Below are 19647 nucleotides of genomic sequence, written 5' to 3'. Positions count from 1 at the left end.
AAACATCCTTTCAAACTTCTATAATAAAATTAGTGTATCACGAATTTTGTGTAAGTGGTGTGAGAAAAACAGATAGATACTGATTCTCTGCTTTCAAATATGATAAAATAGTTTAGTTAGCGTAGAGATTTAGGAAGGTAGAGGTGAGTGACATTGTTCCTTAAAAGGCTCGAACTCACGGGATTTAAATCGTTTGCAGATCCATTGTCCATTGATTTCGTATCCGGAGCAACTGCAGTAGTTGGTCCTAACGGGAGTGGGAAAAGTAATATTTCGGACTCTATTAGATGGGTATTAGGTGAACAGTCTGCACGAAATTTACGTGGAGCTAAAATGGAGGATGTCATTTTTTCAGGAAGTGATACAAGACCGCCGCTTAATATGGCAGAGGTATCGCTTGTTTTGAATAATGAACAGAAACATTTAGCAATCGACTATACAGAAGTAGCAGTTACGAGAAGAGTGTATCGAACGGGAGATAGTGAATATCTAATTAACAATCAGCCGTGCCGATTAAAAGATATCGTCGAATTATTTATGGACTCAGGTCTTGGGAGGGAATCCTTTTCGATCATTGGACAAGGTCGCGTCGAAGAAATTTTGTCTAGTAAGTCAGAGGATCGAAGAGCAATTTTCGAAGAAGCGGCTGGCGTTCTAAAATATAAAACACGCAAGCTACAATCAGAAAAGAAGTTAACAGATACGCAAGATAACTTAAACCGAGTGCGGGATATTCTACATGAGCTAGAGCAGCAGGTAGAGCCTCTTAAAGAGCAGGCAGCCATCGCACGTGAATATTTAGACCAGCGTGCAGAATTAAAGCAAATTGAAACAGGGTTACTAGCCTTCGAAATCGAAGATCTCCACGAAAAGTGGACTAATCGTAAAGAAGAGCTCGAAAACCTTGAAGCAAGAAAGCAACGACTAGAGGCTACTGCCACTGGTATGGAAGCGAAGGTAGCTCGTCAAAAGGCGCATATTAAAACGCTTGATCAAGCTATTGAAGAGCTTCAAGAGTCTTTACTTCATATCAGTGAGTCGTTAGAAAAGCAAGAAGGACTCAAGCAAGTACTTGTAGAGCGTAATAAGAACTACGCGCAAAATAAGCATCAATATGTGACAGAGTTAAACGAGCTTCGTCATGCTCGCGAGGAGCTAGCACAAAAGCTTGAAGATAAGCAGCACGAGCTCGTTGATAAAGAGCAGCTTGTAGCAGAGACACGCGCTGCTCTTCATTCAATAGAAAAAGAGCTTGCTCAGACAGCGCTTCAGTCTGAAGCAACATTAGAGGACTTGAAGGCGGATTATATTGATTTATTAAATAAACAGGCTTCCTTAAAGAATGAACGTACATATGTCGTAGAGCAATTAGAAAAATACCAGTCTAGACAAGTACGTAAATCGGGAGAAAATAAGGATTTAGTTGAAAAACGAACAGCAACAAAAGAGCAATTGCAGCAAGCACATGAAACGCTTTCTAATGTAAAAAAAGAGATAGATGATCTTCTTGCGAAACATCAAGAGCTCAAAGTACGTAAGGAAAAGAAGGCAGCTTCTTATGATAAAAATCAGACGCTTTACTATGAGGGTCTTAGACATTTGCAACAGTTAGAAGCTAGATACGAAACGCTTGTTAGCATGCAACAGGAGTACGCTGGATTTTTCCAAGGAGTAAAAGAGCTCTTAAAAGAACGTGACCGATCCTTTAAGGGCTTACATGGGGCAGTAGCAGAGATGATTGATGTACGAGCAGATTATCAAACTGCTATTGATATCGCGCTTGGAGCTAGTCAGCAACACGTTATTGTAGAGGATGAGGCAACGGGTCGATCTGCGATTGCCTTTTTAAAAGAACGTCGCTTAGGACGAGCAACATTTTTACCAATGAATGTCGTCAAGTCTAGGCTTTTAGCTCGGGCGGACGAATTAGAAGGCATGGATGGCTATATAGGAGTAGCGAGCGAGCTCATAAAGACGGAGGACCGCTATCAGCATGTCATTCGTCACTTATTAGGTAATGTAGTTATTGCAACGGATTTAACTACAGCAAGGGCCATCGCACAACGACTAAATTACCGCACTCGCATCGTGACGTTAGAAGGGGACGTAGTAAATCCCGGCGGTGCAATGACTGGTGGTAGTCTCCAAAAGAAGCAAGGACAGCTTTTAGGTCGTCAGCAGGAGATGGATTCGTTAACAGGTAAAATCACTACGCTTCAAAATCAAACGAAGCAGTTAGAAGAAGAGCTTCAAACTGCAAAAGGCTCATTAGCAACGATTGAAGAAGAGCAAAAAGAAGTGGAAACTGAAGGAGAAGAGCTTCGTAGTCGTGAGCGAGAGGCGAAGATGCTTGTCGATCAACAAGAGCTTGCGCTTTCTGCATTAAATGATAGACTCCAGGTTTATGATTTAGAACAACGTGAAGTCGTAGCGGACGTTGAAGATAAAGAAGATCGCTTAAAAGAGCTAGAAGAAGAGTTGGCTAAAACAGACGTATCCATTCGAGAGCTCAATACGTCGATCGAGGAGGCTTCTAGCAAAAAGGAGCTTGATGACTCTGCTCGTGAAGAGCTACAAAGGCGTAGGATGGAGAAGCAAATTGCACTTGCAACGAAGCAGGAGCAGGTAACATATGCAAAGGAATCAACTGCTCTGCTTAAAGAAGAGTGGACGAAACTCCATCAAGATATTGTCAAGAAAGAAGAGGCTCATGCGTTTCTTGAGAAAGAAGCATCCTCTGAAACGATGGATCAGAGTGAGATTAATCAAGAGATTGAGAAGAAGCGCACGGAAAAAGAGCAAATGTGGAAGCGGATGAATAAACTTCGCTTAGAGCGTGATGAACTGCAAAATGGGCGAGATGCTCTTGAGACGGAAGTAAAAGAAACCTCGAAGCAGGTGCAGTATATAACACAGGTGCACCATGACGCTGAAATTAAGCTGAATCGTCTAGATGTGGAGCTTGATACAAGACTCACTCGTCTCCAAGAGGAATATGAGCTATCATTTGATCGTGCTAAACGAGAGTATCCTTTAGAGATTGAGTATGAGGATGCACTCGAACAGGTAAAGCTATTAAAGATGTCTCTTGAAGAGCTTGGAGATGTGAACGTAGGCGCGATTGAAGAGTATGAACGCGTCAGCGAGCGATACATCTTCTTACTTGATCAAAAAGAGGATTTAGAGCAAGCGAAGGCGGCTCTTCATTCCGTTATTGAAGAGATGGATGAAGAGATGACGAGACGCTTTAAGGAGACGTTTGAGGAGATTAAAGGTCACTTTGAGCAAGTGTTTACGCAAATGTTTGGTGGAGGAACAGCAGAGCTTAAGCTCACGAATAAAGACGATATTTTGCACACTGGCGTGGATATTATTGCGCAACCACCAGGTAAAAAACTGCAACACTTAGGACTCCTATCAGGCGGTGAGAGAGCATTGACTGCAATCGCGCTATTATTCTCTATTCTAAAAGTACGACCAGTTCCGTTTTGTGTGTTAGATGAGGTAGAAGCGGCACTTGATGAAGCGAATGTTGTTCGATTTGCGACGTACTTAAAAGAATTTTCGCAAGAGACGCAGTTTATTGTAGTCACGCATCGCAAGGGGACGATGGAGAAAGCGGATGTTTTATATGGCGTTACTATGCAGGAATCTGGTGTCTCGAATTTAGTATCGGTAAAACTTGAAGAATCGCAGCATTTTGTAGGCACACAAAAAGAAGCCGCAAGACGGTAGAGGAGGATGACGATGAGTTTTTTTAAGAAATTAAAAGATAAACTATCTACGCAAACCGATTCTGTGACGGAAAAGTTTCGCGATGGACTAACGAAAACACGTGACAATTTTGTCGGTGCAATGAATGAGCTTGTAAAGGATTATCGCACGGTTGACGAGGAATTTTTTGAAGAGCTTGAAGAGCTTTTAATTGGAGCAGACGTTGGCGTTAACACGGTAATGGAGCTTGTAGATACACTTCGCGATGAGGCGAAGCGTCGCAATATTAAAGACGCGAAAGACATTCAGCCAGTTATTTCTGAGAAGCTTGCAGAGCTTCTCCAAAAATCAGAAGATGAAACAGAGCTTCGAGTAAATGCGGACGGGTTAACTGTGTATTTATTTGTTGGCGTGAATGGCGTTGGAAAGACGACGTCGATCGGAAAGCTTGCGCATAAGCTAAAAGCAGAAGGAAAGAAAGTCATGCTAGCAGCTGGAGATACCTTCCGTGCTGGTGCGATTGAACAACTTGAAGTGTGGGGAGAACGAGCAGGCGTGGACGTGATTAAACAGCAGGCAGGCTCCGACCCGGCGGCCGTTATGTACGATGCGATTCACTCTGCCAAATCAAAAGGGGTGGATGTCCTGCTGTGCGATACGGCTGGGCGTCTGCAGAATAAAGTCAACTTAATGAATGAGCTAGAGAAAGTAAAGCGTGTGTTGACGCGTGAAATCCCTGACGCACCTCATGAGGTCCTTCTCGTGTTAGATGCTACAACCGGTCAAAATGCGATGAGCCAAGCAAAAACCTTCGGTCAATCTACGGAAGTAACGGGGATTGTGTTAACTAAGCTTGATGGAACAGCAAAAGGTGGAATCGTGCTTGCTATTCGTAATGAGCTCGATATCCCTGTAAAGCTTGTCGGACTCGGTGAAGGAGCAGATGATTTGCACGAGTTTAACGCAGAGCAGTATGTCAACGGACTATTTGCTGACGTTCTTCAAGAAGCGGAGGAGCGCGCGGAATAGAGCTCGCTTGACACCCCTATGCGCCTCCTGTACGATTTAAGTATGTAAAGGGATATACCTTAACAAGGAGGCGTCTCCATGATCGAAAAAACGGTTCGGATGAATTATTTATTTGACTTTTATCAATCGTTATTAACAGATAAACAGCGTCATTATATGGATATGTACTATTTAGATGACTGGTCGCTCGGTGAAATAGCAGAGCACTATAACGTGTCTAGACAGGCTATCTATGACAATATTAGACGGACAGAAGCGATGCTTGAAGAGTATGAAGCGAAGCTTGCCCTTTTTTCGAAATATGACGAAAGAAAAAAGCTTATGGAGTCTCTAAAAGAATTAATTGAAGAAGAGGATACGGCTAAGCTACGTGAAGTAGTGACGGCACTGGAGAATTTAGAATAGGAGGCGGATATTCATGGCGTTTGAAGGTTTAGCGGAACGTCTGCAAGGAACGCTAAAAAAGATCCGTGGTAAAGGGAAGGTATCGGAGCAAGACGTAAAAGAAATGATGCGAGAGGTTCGTCTCGCGCTTTTAGAGGCCGACGTTAACTTTAAGGTCGTAAAAAAGTTTGTTGCTGATGTAAAAGAGCGTGCTGTGGGCCAAGAGGTCATGGATAGCTTAACGCCGGGGCAACAGGTTATTAAGGTTGTTAATGAGGAGTTAACAAAGCTTATGGGTGGCGAACAGAGTAAAATCGCTACAGCTAATAAGCCACCAACTGTCGTCATGATGGTAGGTCTTCAAGGTGCAGGTAAAACAACGACGACTGGTAAGCTTGCTCATCACTTACGTAAGAAGCATAATCGTAAGCCTTTAATGGTTGCGGCGGATATTTATCGTCCGGCAGCGATTAAACAGCTTGAGACACTCGGTAAGCAACTTGATATGCCTGTTTTTTCACTCGGAGATCAGGTTAGCCCTGTCGAAATTGCAAAGCAAGCAATTGAAAAAGCCAAGGAAGAACATCATGACTATGTCCTGATCGATACAGCCGGACGTTTACATGTCGACGAAAATCTGATGAGTGAGCTCGATGAAATTAAAGAAGTGACGAAGCCTGACGAGATTTTACTTGTGATCGATGCGATGACAGGGCAAGATGCCGTGAACGTAGCGGAAAACTTTAATGAGCGCCTAGGCATTACCGGCGTTGTGATGACCAAGCTTGATGGTGACACGCGTGGTGGTGCAGCGATATCTGTTAAGGCTGTAACAGGCATGCCTATTAAATTTGCAGGTATGGGCGAAAAGACAGATGCGCTTGAGCCGTTCCACCCTGAAAGAATGGCATCTCGTATTTTAGGTATGGGTGATGTGCTTTCTCTTATCGAAAAAGCGCAAACAAACGTAGACGAAGCGAAGGCGAAAGAGCTTGAGCGAAAAATGCGAAATAATGATTTAACATTTGATGACTTTTTAGATCAGCTTGCACAGGTGAAGGAGATGGGCCCACTAGATGAGCTCTTACAAATGATGCCTGGAGCTGGAAAGATGAAAGGTCTTAAAAATATTCAGGTAGACGATAAGCAGATTGTTCATATCGAAGCGATAGTAAAATCGATGACAAAAGCAGAGAGAGAAGAACCTGCTTTGTTGAACGCAAGTCGTCGTCGTCGAATTGCAAAAGGAAGCGGACGATCGATTCAAGAGGTCAACCGACTTATTAAACAGTTTGATGAAATGAAAAAAATGATGAAACAGATGACTGGAATGACAAAAGGAAAGAAAAAAGGTGGATTTAAAATGCCGTTTATGTAAAAATGAGCGGTGGGAAACTCTCCTGAACGCTTGAAATGACTGACTTTTTAAGCTGTAAAGATTTTTTACTTTACTAGGGTTGATCTTTTGGAGGGTTTCTGATAGTATAATTAATCGTGTGATATATTTTTGGAGGTGAAACACATGGCAGTTAAAATTCGTTTAAAGCGAATGGGAGCGAAAAAATCTCCGTTCTATCGTGTGGTTGTTGCAGATTCTCGCGCACCACGTGACGGACGTTTTATTGAAGAGATCGGGACATACAACCCACTTAAGAATCCTATTGAATTTAATGTTGATCAAGAAGCAGCATTAAAGTGGATGCTAGATGGCGCGAAGCCTTCTGATACAGTTCGCAACCTTTTCTCAAAAGCTGGTCTTATGGAACAGCTTCACAATGCAAAAAACGGAAAGTAATCTGACTGCGGGGTGAATGTGATGAAAGAACTTGTTGAATCGATTGCAAAAGCATTAGTTGACTATCCGGACGATGTCCGCGTTACCGAACAGCAAGACGAGCATTCACTCACAATTAGATTAGAGGTTCATGCGGATGATATGGGGAAGGTCATCGGAAAGCAGGGCCGAATTGCGAAAGCGATTCGATCCGTTGTCTATGCCGCTGGCACAAACCGCAATACACGCATTCAATTGGAAATCGGGTAAAAAGGGTGAGGGAAACCTCACCCTTTTTTTCGATATAAAAAATGATACAATAGAGAAAGCGTTAAATTATTAGGAGGTACTATACATGGAAATCATCAAAAAAGTTGTTGTTAAACAAATTCTTACTGAAGATAGCCGCACAAAGCTAAAAGAGCAATTTCTTTCCCGTCAGTATCAGCTAACGAAAGAGCTTAAGCAGCTTGAATTCGTCTTACATAAAAAGATGAAAGAAAATACGGATCCGAACTATCAAAAGTCACTGAAGGAAAGCTTTAATAAAGAAGTGGCTAAGCGTAAAGAGCGTATCCGTCAGCTTGAGCTTAAGCTAGGTCAATTAGATGAGCTAGAAATTGGTGCAGAGCTTCGTGAAGGTACGATTCAAATGATCGAGAAAGTGGAAGAGGGCGACAACTGGGAAGACATCCTAAAAGGCACAGAGATCGTTATTAAAGACGGTATCGTGCACGAGCTTCGTGATGGCGGAGGCATGGAAGATGAGTGATTTTCTCAACGTTGGTAAAATCGTCAACACCCACGGCATTCGTGGAGAGGTGCGCGTCATTTCGCGTACTGATTTCCCAGAGCGACGATATGCAAAGGGAATGCAGTTGACAATTTTCCAAGCTGGAAAAGATCCGCTTCCAGTAACGGTTGAGTCTTGGCGTCAGCATAAGCAATTTGACTTGCTTACGTTTGCTGGCTACTCGAATGTGAACGACGTGGAAGTATTTAAAGATTCGCTTTTAAAAGTAAATACAGCTGACATGCAGGACGATGAGCTCTCTGAAGGTGAATACTACTATCATGACATTATTGGACTTGAAGTAGAAACGGCTGATGGAGAAGCAATCGGTAAAATAACGGAGATCCTTTCTCCAGGAGCTAACGATGTATGGGTAGTAAAACGACCTGATTCTAAAAAGGAAGTACTTATTCCATATATTGATGATGTCGTCGCTAAAGTTGATTTAAATCAAAAGCTCGTCATCATAACTCCAATGGAGGGGCTGTTAGACTGATGAAAATGACGATACTTACGTTGTTTCCTGAAATGTTTGACGGATTATTCTCTCACTCTATTTTAAAGCAAGCCCAAGATAGAGACGTCGTCTCTTTTCATGTCGTCAACTTTAGAGAGTTTTCAAAAGATCGCCATCAGCGTGTGGATGACTACCCTTACGGAGGGGGTGGCGGCATGGTATTAACGCCTCAGCCTCTTTTTGATGCAGTAAAGCATGTAAAAGAGCAGGCGAAAGGCAAATCGCCACGAGTCGTCCTTTTATGTCCGCAAGGAGAACCGTATTCGCAAAAAAAAGCAGAGGAGTTTGCTCAAGAGGATGAACTTATCCTCATTTGTGGACATTATGAAGGCTTTGATGAGCGAATTAGGGAGCACCTAGTGACCGATGAGGTGTCGATAGGGGATTATGTCCTAACAGGCGGTGAAATTGGCGCTATGGTCATTGCAGACAGTGTGACGAGACTCCAGCAAGGAGCGCTTGGCAATGAGACTTCTGCAGTAACGGACTCTCATAGTACTGGTTTACTTGAATATCCTCACTACACGCGTCCTGCTGAGTTTGAAGGCATGAAGGTACCTGACGTGCTTTTATCTGGTCATCACGCCAAGATCGAAGCGTGGCGGCGTCAAGAATCACTAAAGCGCACGTTTACGCGCAGACCTGATATGCTCTCTAAGGCAGATCTTACACCTAAGGATCAAGCTATTATTGATAAGTTTACAAAAGAGTAAACTTGTTCTTGAATCCATTTGGTATGTATGGTATTATTTTCGTTGTGGCTTTAAGCCAGATCAAGATATTCCGCTGATGATGCATATACCATCAAGAGTATCTGTAGGGAAGGAGGCGAACAGAAATGGAACAATTAATTCGTGATATCACTAAAGAGCAGCTTAAAACGGATAACCCTGAATTTCGTGCGGGTGACACTTTAAAAGTTCACGCAAAGGTAGTTGAGGGAACTCGCGAGCGTATCCAGGTATTCGAAGGTGTTGTAATTAAGCGCCGCGGATCTGGAATCAGCGAAACTTTCACTGTTCGTAAAGTATCTAACAGCGTTGGAGTTGAGCGTACTTTCCCAGTACACTCTCCTCGTATCGAAAAGATCGAGGTTTCTCGTCGCGGTAGAGTACGTCGTGCGAAGCTATATTACCTACGTGCATTACGTGGTAAAGCAGCGCGTATCAGAGAAAGATAATCATGCTGGGTGCCGAGGCATCCGCATAGACCCACTAGAGCATGCTCTAGTGGGTTTTTACATGCATTAGCCTTTTACAAAAAGTATGGTAAACTACATATAGCCAAGTTTGTATGGGACGTATGAAAGAGGGGAAGCTGATGATAACATCCAGAGAGACATTTGAGTGGATGAAGGTCATAATGATCGCATTAGTGCTTGCATTCTTACTAAGACAGTTTTTCTTTGCACCTATTGTCGTCGATGGACAATCCATGATGCCAACGCTCGGTGACAGAGACCGTATGATTGTAAATAAAATTGGTTATACCGTAGACTCTCCGGATCGATTTGATATTATCGTGTTTCATGCAGAGGTCGATAAAGACTACATAAAGCGAATTATAGGTTTACCAGGAGATCATATCGCCTACAGAAACGATACGCTTTATATAAACGGAGAACCATTTGATGAGCCTTATTTAGATGCGTATAAAGAAGAGGCAGCATTTTTACCTCTCACAATTGATTTTGAGCTCGAGGATGTATCCCTATATGATCGCGTTCCACCCGGGCACTATTTTGTGATGGGTGATAACAGACAATACAGTAAAGACAGCCGCCATATAGACGTCGTGGAGGAGTCCGAAATCGTCGGGCAAGCCAACGTTATTTTTTGGCCGGTTGACGAATTACGAGTAGTGAATTAAGGCGGTGTAAGTCATGACCATTCAATGGTATCCAGGGCACATGGCAAAAGCAAAACGTCAGGTCCAGGAAAAATTAAATTTAATTGATGTCGTCATAGAGGTTGTTGATGCGCGAATTCCGCTATCCTCACGCAATCCTCTAGTTGACGAGCTAATTAGGCAAAAGCCTAAGCTTGTATTAATCAACAAATCCGATTTAGCCGATCCTGAAGCAACGAAAAAGTGGGTCGATTATTTTGAGCAGGATGAGATGACAAGCTTAATAATCGACGCTCAGCGTGGCAAGGGAATGAATCTAATCCCTGGCAAAGTACGCGAGCTCGCAACCCCTCTTTTAGAAAAATGGGAGAGAAAAGGGATCAATCCGAGACCACTTCGAACGCTCATTTTAGGTATCCCTAACGTAGGTAAATCGACGGTAATCAATAAACTAGCGAATAAAAAAATCGCTAGAATTGGTGACAGACCAGGTGTCACAAAAGCTCAGCAGTGGATTAAAGTAGGGAAAGAGATGGAACTACTTGATACCCCAGGTATTTTATGGCCAAAGTTCGAAGACGAGCAAGTCGGCTTTAGATTAGCATTAACAGGTGCCATTAAAGAAGAAATCTTTGATTTCCAAGCTGCGACTGTCTTCTTATTGCGATTCTTAACGGCTAATTATCCTACATTGTTGAAAAACCGTTATCAATTAACGGAACTCTCCGATGATATGGGAGACATGTTTGATGCGATAGGTAAGCGCCGCGGGTGTTTAATGGGGGGCGGCTTAGTTGACTATGACCGAGTTGCAGAAATCGTCTTCCGTGACTTCCGTCAAGGTAAGTTTGGGAACATCTCATTAGAGCTTCCACCTAACGACTAGCTGCTTGCAGCGAGTCGTTTTTTTGGAGGTATTAAAAAGTATGAAGCGCAAAGCTGCATCTAAATTTCGTACAAGTAAAGGAAATACATACGCTATACCTAAGGGAATTCGCAAGATCAAATTAGAAACACACAATTCAAAATGGAACTCAAGCAACAGTGCTATACTTATGCGCTTAAAGATGCCTTTGCCACACAGCCGAAGTGGTAAAACAGCGCATCCTACAAACATTTCACTAAATACTATAAACTTTTGAACCGATATTAAGGGGAGAACAACATGGAACGGACAATGGCAGAATGGAAGAGTCTCGCAAAAACAATAGAATCACCAGAAGATCCCTTACTAAAAGAACTAGAACAAGACGAGCGAAAAGGTGCTCAAGCATTACGAAAGAGTGTACATACACGGTTAACAAAAACACAAAAGCTCATCGCACAGTGGCAAGACATGACGTCTTTTGAAGCACCTTTGTGGGAGAGTGATACATACATAGCAGGGATAGATGAAGTGGGTCGTGGACCGCTTGCAGGTCCAGTCGTTGCGGCAGCTGTCATCTTACCAAAAGAGTTTACGCTATACGGACTCACAGACTCTAAAAAGCTTTCTAAAACAAAACGAGAAGAATTTTATCAGCAAATTCAAGCAAATGCGATCAGTGTGTCAGTCGGCACAGCGACGGCGAAGGAGATTGACGAGCTTAATATTTATCAAGCAACGAAGGTTGCGATGATGAGAGCCATCGAGGGACTCTCTACTAAACCAAATCACCTGCTTATAGATGCCATGACGTTACCAATTGATCTCCCACAAGATTCTCTTATCAAAGGAGATCAGCGCTCTGTTTCGATCGCGGCGGCATCAGTCGTTGCAAAGCAAGTTAGAGATCGCTACATGGAAGACGTGCATAACGTCTACCCATATTACGGCTTCCAGTCAAACGCCGGGTACGGGACAAAGGATCATTTACAGGCTTTAAAGGAATTTGGCATTATAGAGAATGAGCATCGTAAAAGCTTCGCGCCAATAAAATCGTTTATCGACTAATAAGGAGGAGAGCATCGTGGATGTAAACAAACTTCAGTCATTATTAAAAGGGATCGATACAAGACCTGCATCTCTTTCTCTTCGTCCAGGCCAAGTTTTCCATGGTGCCATAACGAAATTATTCCCACAAAATATCGCTTCTTTAAGTGTTGGTACAACGCAACTAACGGCTCAGCTAGAGGCTCAGCTACAAGCAGGTAATCGCTACTTTTTCCGCGTGCTAGAGGGAGAAGGGATTCCAAGGCTACAAGTATTGCAGGGATCGCAGACGTCTGCGAGTCAATCCCCTCAAGCTGTTCTCCAAGCTATGGGATTACCAGTCAATGCGCGAGGTGAAGCGCTTCTTACGCACCTTTCTCAAGCAAATGTGCCATTTTCAAGATCGGATATGGCGCAGGCTCTAACATGGCTGTCCCAATCAAGCCAACCCATGCAGCAAGCATTGCAAACGATCAGTCAAACCATGGAGCGACAGCTACCAGTTACGACGAATACCTTGCAGGCGATGGCAGCACTTAATCAGCCTCAGGCGACCGCAGAATCAATGAATCGCCTATTAACCCTTCTACTAAGTCAGCCGCAAACGAGCGTGACAGAGGCACTGACAGGACAACTTGCGAGAGCTCTACAAACACAGCCTCAAACAAATGCTAGTTTAACGGCTCACGGACTAATCGATGTCATTAGTCGTGGGGGCCCGATGGCAGAGCAAGCACTTGCATTAGCGCGCCAGCTCGGAATCACAAACGCGACCACACCAAATCAATTTAATGAGCAGGCTCAACAAGCTCTTCTGCGTGGCGAAAATCAAGTTGTGAGGCAATTACCTCATGTAGTCATCAGTCAAGAGCAGACGCCAAACCAAACACTCCAAGCAGTATTAAGAGAGCCACAAGGAGTACAAACCTTGCTACAACTATTGGCGCCGAATCGTCCAATGATGCAAAGTGTGGAGCAAGCTGTAAAAGGGACCGCTCAGCCAGAGCTTCAGCAGGCCATTCAGGCGGCAAGTAGCAGTCTGAATACAGCACCACTAAAAGCGTTTATGCAACTAATGGGCCTTAATCATGAAAATATGTTGGGTCAGGCGGAGTCGCAGCAGCTTAAAAATGACAATGTAAAGGCCCTGCTCATGCAACTATTACAGCAACCTCAGTTACCTACTGCGATAAAACGAGAGGCAGAGTTTTTACTTGCTCGTATTACCGGCACACAACTATTATCGACGGATTCCCAGGGTCCGTTATCCCATACCATTGTCCAACTCCCAATAGCCTTCCAAGAAAAATTTAGTGACGTTACCGTCCAGTGGCAGGGCAAGCTAAAGTCAGATGGGGTGCTTGATGAGGATCATTGCCGCATTCTCTTTTATTTAGAGCTTGAAGCGCTTAAAGATACCGTAATTGATGTGCAAATCCAAAATCGTGTCATCGGTATTACGATCTTTAATGAATTTGATCGTCCAGCATCTGTCTCGAGCTGGTTCCCCTTATTAAAAGAGAGCCTTCAGGAGATGAACTACACGCTTTCCTCTATCAATTGGAGAAAACCGGTCACAGAGCTTCCATCAAAAGAGGCATCAAACCCATATCGAGCTGGATCTGGATTTTCATACAAAGGAGTGGATATTCGAATATGAGTAAGCGACCGTACCATCAAAATAAAGCTATCGCGCTCCACTATGATAGTAATAAAGACGATGCGCCTACAGTAAAAGCGAAGGGGCAGGGCTATGTCGCCGATGAAATATTAAAAAGGGCGAGAGAGCATGATATTCCCATTCAAGAGGATCCAAGCCTTGTGCAGATGCTTTCTCAGCTTGAAATAAACGAACGTATTCCGGAGAATTTATATGAGGTTGTGGCAGAGGTATTCTCCTTTGTGTATCAGCTTGATAAAGAAAAGGGAAAGCCAGTAAAGAAAAAATAATCGCTAAAGGTAGCGAATTCGCTACCTTTTAGTTGATGTAAGGAAATTTTTTTTGTTTTTTCGTGTTTTATTTCACATAATTGTTGGACTTTATAGTAAAATGATAATTGTGTGAAAAAGGTAATCACACACAAGGCTAATCATTCTGAGGGATTCCCTTAGTTTATAAGCAGTGACTCAAGTAAGGAGGATGGCTATGAATATCCATGAGTATCAAGGTAAAGAAATCCTAAGAGACTATGGTGTTGCTGTCCCAAATGGTAAAGTTGCTTACTCTGTAGATGAAGCAGTAGAGGCAGCTCAAACGTTGGGCACAGATGTAACCGTTGTCAAAGCGCAAATCCACGCTGGTGGTAGAGGTAAAGCTGGTGGGGTTAAAGTAGCAAAAAGCATTGATGAGGTTCGTACATATGCTGATGAGATTCTAGGTAAAACACTTGTAACGCATCAAACAGGTCCTGAAGGTAAAGAAGTAAAGCGTCTTCTTATCGAAGAGGGCTGTGATATTCAAAGCGAATATTACATCGGTTTAGTTGTGGACCGTGCAACATCTAGAATTGTCATGATGGCGTCTGAAGAGGGCGGCACAGAGATTGAGGAAGTTGCAGAAACAAATCCTGAGAAGATTTTTAAAGAGGTTGTAGACCCAGTAACTGGTCTTATGCCTTACCAAGCTCGTAGACTAGCATTTAGCATTAATATCCCTAAGGAGCTAGTAGGACAAGCTGTTAAATTCATGCTAGGTCTTTATCAAGTATTTGTTGATAAGGACGCATCGATTGCGGAGATTAACCCACTTGTAACAACAGGTGATGGCAAGGTCATGGCACTAGATGCAAAATTTAACTTTGATTCCAATGCGTTATATCGCCAAAAAGCGGTAGTTGCATTCCGTGACCTCGAAGAAGAGGACGAGAAAGAAATCGAAGCTTCTAAATACGATCTAAGCTATATTTCTCTAGATGGTAACATCGGATGTATGGTTAATGGTGCTGGTCTTGCAATGGCAACGATGGACATCATTAAATATTATAAAGGCGATCCGGCTAACTTCCTTGACGTTGGGGGCGGCGCTACAAAAGAAAAGGTTACAGAAGCATTTAAAATCATTCTTTCTGATGCAAACGTAAAAGGTATTTATGTAAATATCTTTGGTGGAATCATGAAGTGTGACATTATTGCTGACGGAATCGTTGCAGCAACGAAGCAAATGGGACTTGAGCTACCGCTAGTTGTTCGTCTTGAAGGAACAAACGTGGAGCTTGGTAAAAAGATTCTTGATGAATCTGGTCTTAACATTACTTCTGCTGACTCAATGGCAGACGGAGCAGAAAAGATCGTTGCTCTAGTTAATCAGTAGGAAAGGCGGGAACTTGAATGAGTATCTTAATTAATAAAGACACGAAGGTCATCGTGCAAGGGATTACTGGTGCTACTGGCTTATTCCACACGAAGCAGGCCGTTGAATATGGTACGAATATCGTTGGTGGAGTCACGCCTGGTAAAGGTGGAACAGAAGTAGAAGGAGTACCTGTATTTGATACTGTCTCTGAAGCAGTAGAAAAAACTGGTGCAAATGCGTCTGTTATCTACGTGCCACCTGCGTTTGCTGCTGATGCTATTATGGAAGCAACAGATGCTGGCGTTGAGCTTGTTATTACAATTACAGAAGGTATTCCTGTCGTTGACATGATTAAAGTAAAGCGCTATTTAGAAGGCAAAAATACTCGCTTAATCGGACCTAACTGTCCTGGTGTTATTACACCAGAAGAAAGTAAGATTGGTATTATGCCAGGTTACATTCACAAAAAAGGACACGTTGGTGTTGTATCTAGATCTGGTACACTTACGTATGAAGCTGTTCACCAGCTTTCAACAGAAGGAATTGGCCAATCTACAGCAGTAGGTATTGGTGGAGACCCTGTAAACGGTACGGACTTCATTGATGTTCTTCGTTTATTTAACGAAGACGACGATACGTATGCGGTTATTATGATTGGTGAAATCGGTGGTACTGCAGAAGAAGAGGCTGCTGAATGGATCAAAGAGAACATGAAAAAGCCAGTTGTCGGCTTCATCGGAGGACAGACTGCTCCTCCTGGTAAGCGCATGGGTCACGCTGGTGCTATTATTTCTGGTGGTAAGGGTACTGCTGCCGAAAAGATTAAAACGTTAAACCAAGCAGGTGTGCAGGTTGCTGAGACGCCAGCTGTTATGGGTGAGACATTAATTAAGGTTCTGAAAGAAGAAGGAATCTACGATAAGTGTGTGACACACGCTACAAAGTAAGTGAGAAGTTACAGATACAGCACGTAAAGGTTTGTTACCTTTGCGTGCTGTTTTTTGCGTTTTTAATAAATTCAAATGATTAAAAGGAGTAGGTGAAAAGGCTCTACTTAAAGGATTTTGAGAAAGTAAATAACCATTTAAAAATTTTCATAGAGATAAAGGAGAGATATAATGACAATTCCAAAGGACTTTAGAGATAGATTAATACATGTCCATTATTGTTCCAAAGGAGATTATTCATTTTTACATACGTTGTTATCGATTGATCCTGAACTGACGTTTATTTATGATCGATCTGAAATAGAGCTACGTCTATATTTTAAGAGAAGAAAATCACTCCCGGTGGATAAAGACGTTCTAAGATCGCTCCCATACTCAAAAATTCTTCATTACCTAGACGATAACGATATCGTGCCTATAACAAAAGATGACCCAGTATATCCTAGGGAGCTTGCTTATATCCATGATGCACCCTATGTACTTTATGTAAAAGGAAATATAGAACTTTTACAAAGAAAACATAAGTTAAGCGTCGTTGGTACGAGACATCCGAGTCCGATGTGTCAATCAGAAATCGATGTTCTTCTGCCAGTCGCAAAACAGGGGATTGTGCTTGTTAGTGGACTTGCTATTGGAGTCGATCAGCTCGTTCACCAAACTGCAATAAAAGCTAATGGACACACAATTGCCGTGCTTGGGTTTGGTCATGATCATACGTACCCGCTGGCAATTGCTTCATTAAAAAGAGAGCTTATGGAGAAACAATTAGTTATCTCCGAATATCCACCTTATGTTGCGCCTGTAAAATATCGATTTCCTGAACGAAATCGAATCATCGCTGGCCTTTCGAAAGCGACCTTTGTCATAGAAGCAAAGGCTAGAAGTGGATCGTTAATTACTGCAAATCTTGCATTAGAGCAGGGGAAAGATGTTTATGCCTTACCTGGTAGGATCTTTGAAGAAAATTCATTAGGTACAAATTATCTTATTTCGTTAGGGGCTAAAATCATCTTACATGAGTCATCCATTTTGGAGGAATTTGTTTAATAATCTAACATGATCAAGGGAGAAGATAAAAAAAGTTGTTTGACAAATAGAGAGAAGGTGTTTAATAATAGGGGAGATTTCATTTACCTGTTAAAGGGAGGAGCGACAAGTATGTCCGATTACTTAGTAATCGTGGAATCTCCCGCTAAAGCGAAAACGATTGGAAAGTATTTAGGGAAAAAATACGTTGTAAAAGCGTCTATGGGACACGTCATTGACTTACCAAAAAGTCAAATGGGTGTAGACGTCGAAAATGAATATTCTCCCAAGTATATTACGATCCGCGGGAAAGGCCCGATTTTAAAAGAACTTAAACAAGCTGCAAAAAAAGCGAAAAAAATCTATCTCGCAGCTGACCCCGATCGTGAAGGGGAAGCGATTGCTTGGCATTTGGCAGATAGTTTAAACATTGATAAAGAATCTGAATGTCGAGTAGTTTTTAATGAGATAACAAAACAAGCCATTAAAGATTCATTTAAACACCCAAGAACGATTAACAACAATTTAGTTGATGCACAGCAAGCAAGACGAGTACTGGATCGGTTAGTTGGATATAACATAAGTCCTTTACTATGGAAGAAAGTAAAAAAAGGCTTAAGTGCTGGACGAGTTCAGTCTGTAGCTGTAAAAATGATCATTGATCGTGAGAACGAGATTAATGCATTTGAGCCAGAAGAATACTGGTCTATTATGGCAAGCCTCACGAAAGATGGGCAAGAGTTTGAAGCGAAATTTACGCAAGTAGATGGCAAGAAAAAAGAGCTTCAGTCTGAAGAAGACGTAAAAGAAGTATTGAGCAAATTAAATGGAAACGACTTCATGATTGAAGAAGTAAAGAAACGTGAAAGAAAGCGAAACCCTGTCGTACCATTTACGACTTCCTCGCTTCAGCAGGAAGCGGCAAGGAAGTTAAATTTCCGTGCGAAAAAGACGATGATGATCGCCCAACAATTATATGAAGGGATTGATCTCGGTAAATCTGGTACAGTCGGTTTAATTACTTACATGCGTACAGATTCCACACGAATTTCTGATACAGCAAAAAATGAAGCTCGTGACTATATCATTAATCAGTACGGAGAAGAGTACACAAGTAAAGAAGAAGTGAAGCAAAAGAAATCACAGAACTCTCAGGATGCTCACGAAGCGGTTCGTCCAACTTCAGTAGATCTAGATCCAAAGACAGTGAAAGCGAACCTATCTAGGGATCAATTTAGACTTTACAAATTAATTTGGGAGCGGATGGTTGCGAGTCAAATGGCTCCGGCAATTCTAGATACGATGTCTGTCGATCTTGTGAACAATGGCGTAACGTTTAGAGCAAATGGATCGAAGCTTAAGTTCCCTGGGTTTATGAAGGTTTATATCGAAGGAAACGACGATGGGAAAGAAGAAAAAGATCGTTTACTTCCTGATCTTCAAGAAGGGGAAGTATCAAAAGCAGAATCGATTGAACCAGCTCAGCATTTTACTCAGCCACCACCACGTTATACGGAAGCGAGATTAGTCCGTACGATGGAAGAGTTAGGGATAGGTCGTCCGTCTACGTATGCCCCAACGCTTGATACCATTCAGCGCCGAGGTTACGTAGCTCTTGATGAGAAACGTTTTGTACCAACCGAGCTTGGAACGATTGTTTTAGAAATGATCGCGGAGTTTTTCCCGGAGATATTAAACGTAGAATTCACGGCTTCGATGGAGTCGAACCTTGACTCGATTGAGGACGGAGAACAATCGTGGGTAGGAATCATTGATCACTTCTATAAAGACTTCGAGAAGCGTCTTCAATACGCGGAAGAAGAAATGAAAGAAGTAGAGATTAAGGATGAGCCTGCTGGGGAAGACTGCGAAAAATGCGGGCATGAAATGGTCTATAAGATGGGGCGGTATGGAAAGTTCATGGCATGCTCTAACTTTCCTGAGTGCCGTAACACAAAAGCAATTGTTAAGGATATTGGCGTAAAGTGCCCAACTTGTAAAGAGGGTAATATCGTTGAGCGTAAAAGTAAGAAGCGCAGAATTTTTTACGGGTGCGACCGCTATCCAGAATGTGAGTTTATCTCATGGGATAAGCCGATTGCACGTCCATGTCCAAAATGCGAGAGCCCACTCGTGGAAAAGAAATCGAAAAAAGGTACGAACGTACAATGTACGTCGTGTGATTATAAAGAAGAAGTAAATTAGTAAGTAATAGGCGCCGTGGCCAATAGGCTACGGCGCACTTTTCTTCTAGGTTGAAACTCTTTTAGTACCTTCCTCTAAATGACCCTTCCTGAATCATTTTTCCATACATATCTTAAGCTAAATTGGAAACGCATTGGGTACAATTCTGAATTTTATGATAAACTAACGATATTTATTGAAACGTATTTTTAAGTGTGATACTATTT

Annotated in this window: 19 protein-coding genes; all 19 read left to right on the top strand. The window is 42.5% G+C overall.

Features of this window, described 5'->3' with window-relative positions; all coding sequences use genetic code 11:
- Positions 1-153 precede the first annotated feature (153 nt).
- The 19 genes from smc (at position 154) to topA (ending at position 19441) form a co-directional block, all read left to right on the top strand.
- On the top strand, positions 154-3735 hold the full coding sequence (gene smc / locus FLK61_RS10940) for a chromosome segregation protein SMC (RefSeq protein WP_176011211.1): 3582 nt from the start codon (positions 154-156) through the stop codon (positions 3733-3735).
- Positions 3736-3747: 12 nt separating this feature from the next.
- Positions 3748-4743 carry a signal recognition particle-docking protein FtsY gene (ftsY, locus tag FLK61_RS10935; RefSeq protein WP_176009501.1) on the top strand — a complete coding sequence of 332 codons (996 nt, stop codon included), beginning with the start codon at positions 3748-3750 and terminating at the stop codon, positions 4741-4743.
- A 78-nt stretch (positions 4744-4821) separates the two neighbouring features.
- Complete coding sequence (locus FLK61_RS10930; protein ID WP_176009500.1) at positions 4822-5148, top strand: putative DNA-binding protein; 327 nt, start codon at positions 4822-4824, stop codon at positions 5146-5148.
- Between the two features lie 13 nt (positions 5149-5161).
- A complete protein-coding gene (gene ffh / locus FLK61_RS10925) occupies positions 5162-6505 on the top strand; it encodes a signal recognition particle protein (RefSeq protein ID WP_176009499.1) in 1344 nt (447 codons plus the stop codon).
- Between the two features lie 144 nt (positions 6506-6649).
- Positions 6650-6922 carry a 30S ribosomal protein S16 gene (gene rpsP, locus FLK61_RS10920; RefSeq protein WP_176009498.1) on the top strand — a complete coding sequence of 91 codons (273 nt, stop codon included), beginning with the start codon at positions 6650-6652 and terminating at the stop codon, positions 6920-6922.
- 21 nt (positions 6923-6943) lie between these two features.
- Entirely contained in the window at positions 6944-7171 is a 228-nt protein-coding gene (locus FLK61_RS10915; protein WP_176009497.1) for a KH domain-containing protein, read from the top strand.
- Between the two features lie 85 nt (positions 7172-7256).
- On the top strand, positions 7257-7673 hold the full coding sequence (locus tag FLK61_RS10910) for a YlqD family protein (RefSeq protein WP_176009496.1): 417 nt from the start codon (positions 7257-7259) through the stop codon (positions 7671-7673).
- Positions 7666-8190: a ribosome maturation factor RimM gene (gene rimM, locus FLK61_RS10905; RefSeq protein WP_176009495.1), complete on the top strand. Its 525-nt coding sequence runs from the start codon at positions 7666-7668 to the stop codon at positions 8188-8190. Before FLK61_RS10910 ends, rimM begins: the two co-directional genes overlap by 8 nt.
- Positions 8190-8924 carry a tRNA (guanosine(37)-N1)-methyltransferase TrmD gene (gene trmD, locus FLK61_RS10900; protein WP_176009494.1) on the top strand — a complete coding sequence of 245 codons (735 nt, stop codon included), beginning with the start codon at positions 8190-8192 and terminating at the stop codon, positions 8922-8924. Before rimM ends, trmD begins: the two co-directional genes overlap by 1 nt.
- A 125-nt stretch (positions 8925-9049) precedes the next feature.
- Complete coding sequence (rplS, locus tag FLK61_RS10895) at positions 9050-9391, top strand: 50S ribosomal protein L19 (protein ID WP_176009493.1); 342 nt, start codon at positions 9050-9052, stop codon at positions 9389-9391.
- Positions 9392-9531: 140 nt separating this feature from the next.
- Positions 9532-10080 carry a signal peptidase I gene (lepB, locus tag FLK61_RS10890; protein ID WP_176009492.1) on the top strand — a complete coding sequence of 183 codons (549 nt, stop codon included), beginning with the start codon at positions 9532-9534 and terminating at the stop codon, positions 10078-10080.
- A 13-nt stretch (positions 10081-10093) separates the two neighbouring features.
- Positions 10094-10945 carry a ribosome biogenesis GTPase YlqF gene (gene ylqF / locus FLK61_RS10885; protein WP_176009491.1) on the top strand — a complete coding sequence of 284 codons (852 nt, stop codon included), beginning with the start codon at positions 10094-10096 and terminating at the stop codon, positions 10943-10945.
- Positions 10946-11224: 279 nt separating this feature from the next.
- Positions 11225-11992, top strand: coding sequence for a ribonuclease HII (rnhB, locus tag FLK61_RS10880; RefSeq protein WP_176009490.1), 768 nt, complete (start codon positions 11225-11227; stop codon positions 11990-11992).
- 16 nt (positions 11993-12008) lie between these two features.
- Positions 12009-13631 (top strand): hypothetical protein, encoded by a 1623-nt coding sequence (locus tag FLK61_RS10875; RefSeq protein ID WP_176009489.1) that lies wholly within the window; start codon positions 12009-12011, stop codon positions 13629-13631.
- Positions 13628-13921, top strand: coding sequence for an EscU/YscU/HrcU family type III secretion system export apparatus switch protein (locus FLK61_RS10870; protein ID WP_176009488.1), 294 nt, complete (start codon positions 13628-13630; stop codon positions 13919-13921). The genes FLK61_RS10875 and FLK61_RS10870 overlap by 4 nt, the downstream gene beginning before the upstream one ends.
- A 196-nt stretch (positions 13922-14117) precedes the next feature.
- Positions 14118-15281 carry an ADP-forming succinate--CoA ligase subunit beta gene (gene sucC / locus FLK61_RS10865; RefSeq protein ID WP_176009487.1) on the top strand — a complete coding sequence of 388 codons (1164 nt, stop codon included), beginning with the start codon at positions 14118-14120 and terminating at the stop codon, positions 15279-15281.
- A 17-nt stretch (positions 15282-15298) separates the two neighbouring features.
- On the top strand, positions 15299-16210 hold the full coding sequence (gene sucD, locus FLK61_RS10860; RefSeq protein ID WP_176009486.1) for a succinate--CoA ligase subunit alpha: 912 nt from the start codon (positions 15299-15301) through the stop codon (positions 16208-16210).
- Positions 16211-16381: 171 nt separating this feature from the next.
- On the top strand, positions 16382-17257 hold the full coding sequence (gene dprA, locus FLK61_RS10855; RefSeq protein ID WP_176009485.1) for a DNA-processing protein DprA: 876 nt from the start codon (positions 16382-16384) through the stop codon (positions 17255-17257).
- 111 nt (positions 17258-17368) lie between these two features.
- A complete protein-coding gene (gene topA, locus FLK61_RS10850) occupies positions 17369-19441 on the top strand; it encodes a type I DNA topoisomerase (RefSeq protein ID WP_176009484.1) in 2073 nt (690 codons plus the stop codon).
- Positions 19442-19647 lie beyond the last annotated feature (206 nt).

The organism is Paenalkalicoccus suaedae (genome assembly GCF_006965545.2).
GTDB classification, from domain to species: Bacteria; Bacillota; Bacilli; order Bacillales; family Salisediminibacteriaceae; genus Paenalkalicoccus; species Paenalkalicoccus suaedae.
Note: the sequence above shows the minus strand (reverse complement) of the source record. Positions and strands in the feature narration are given on the sequence as shown.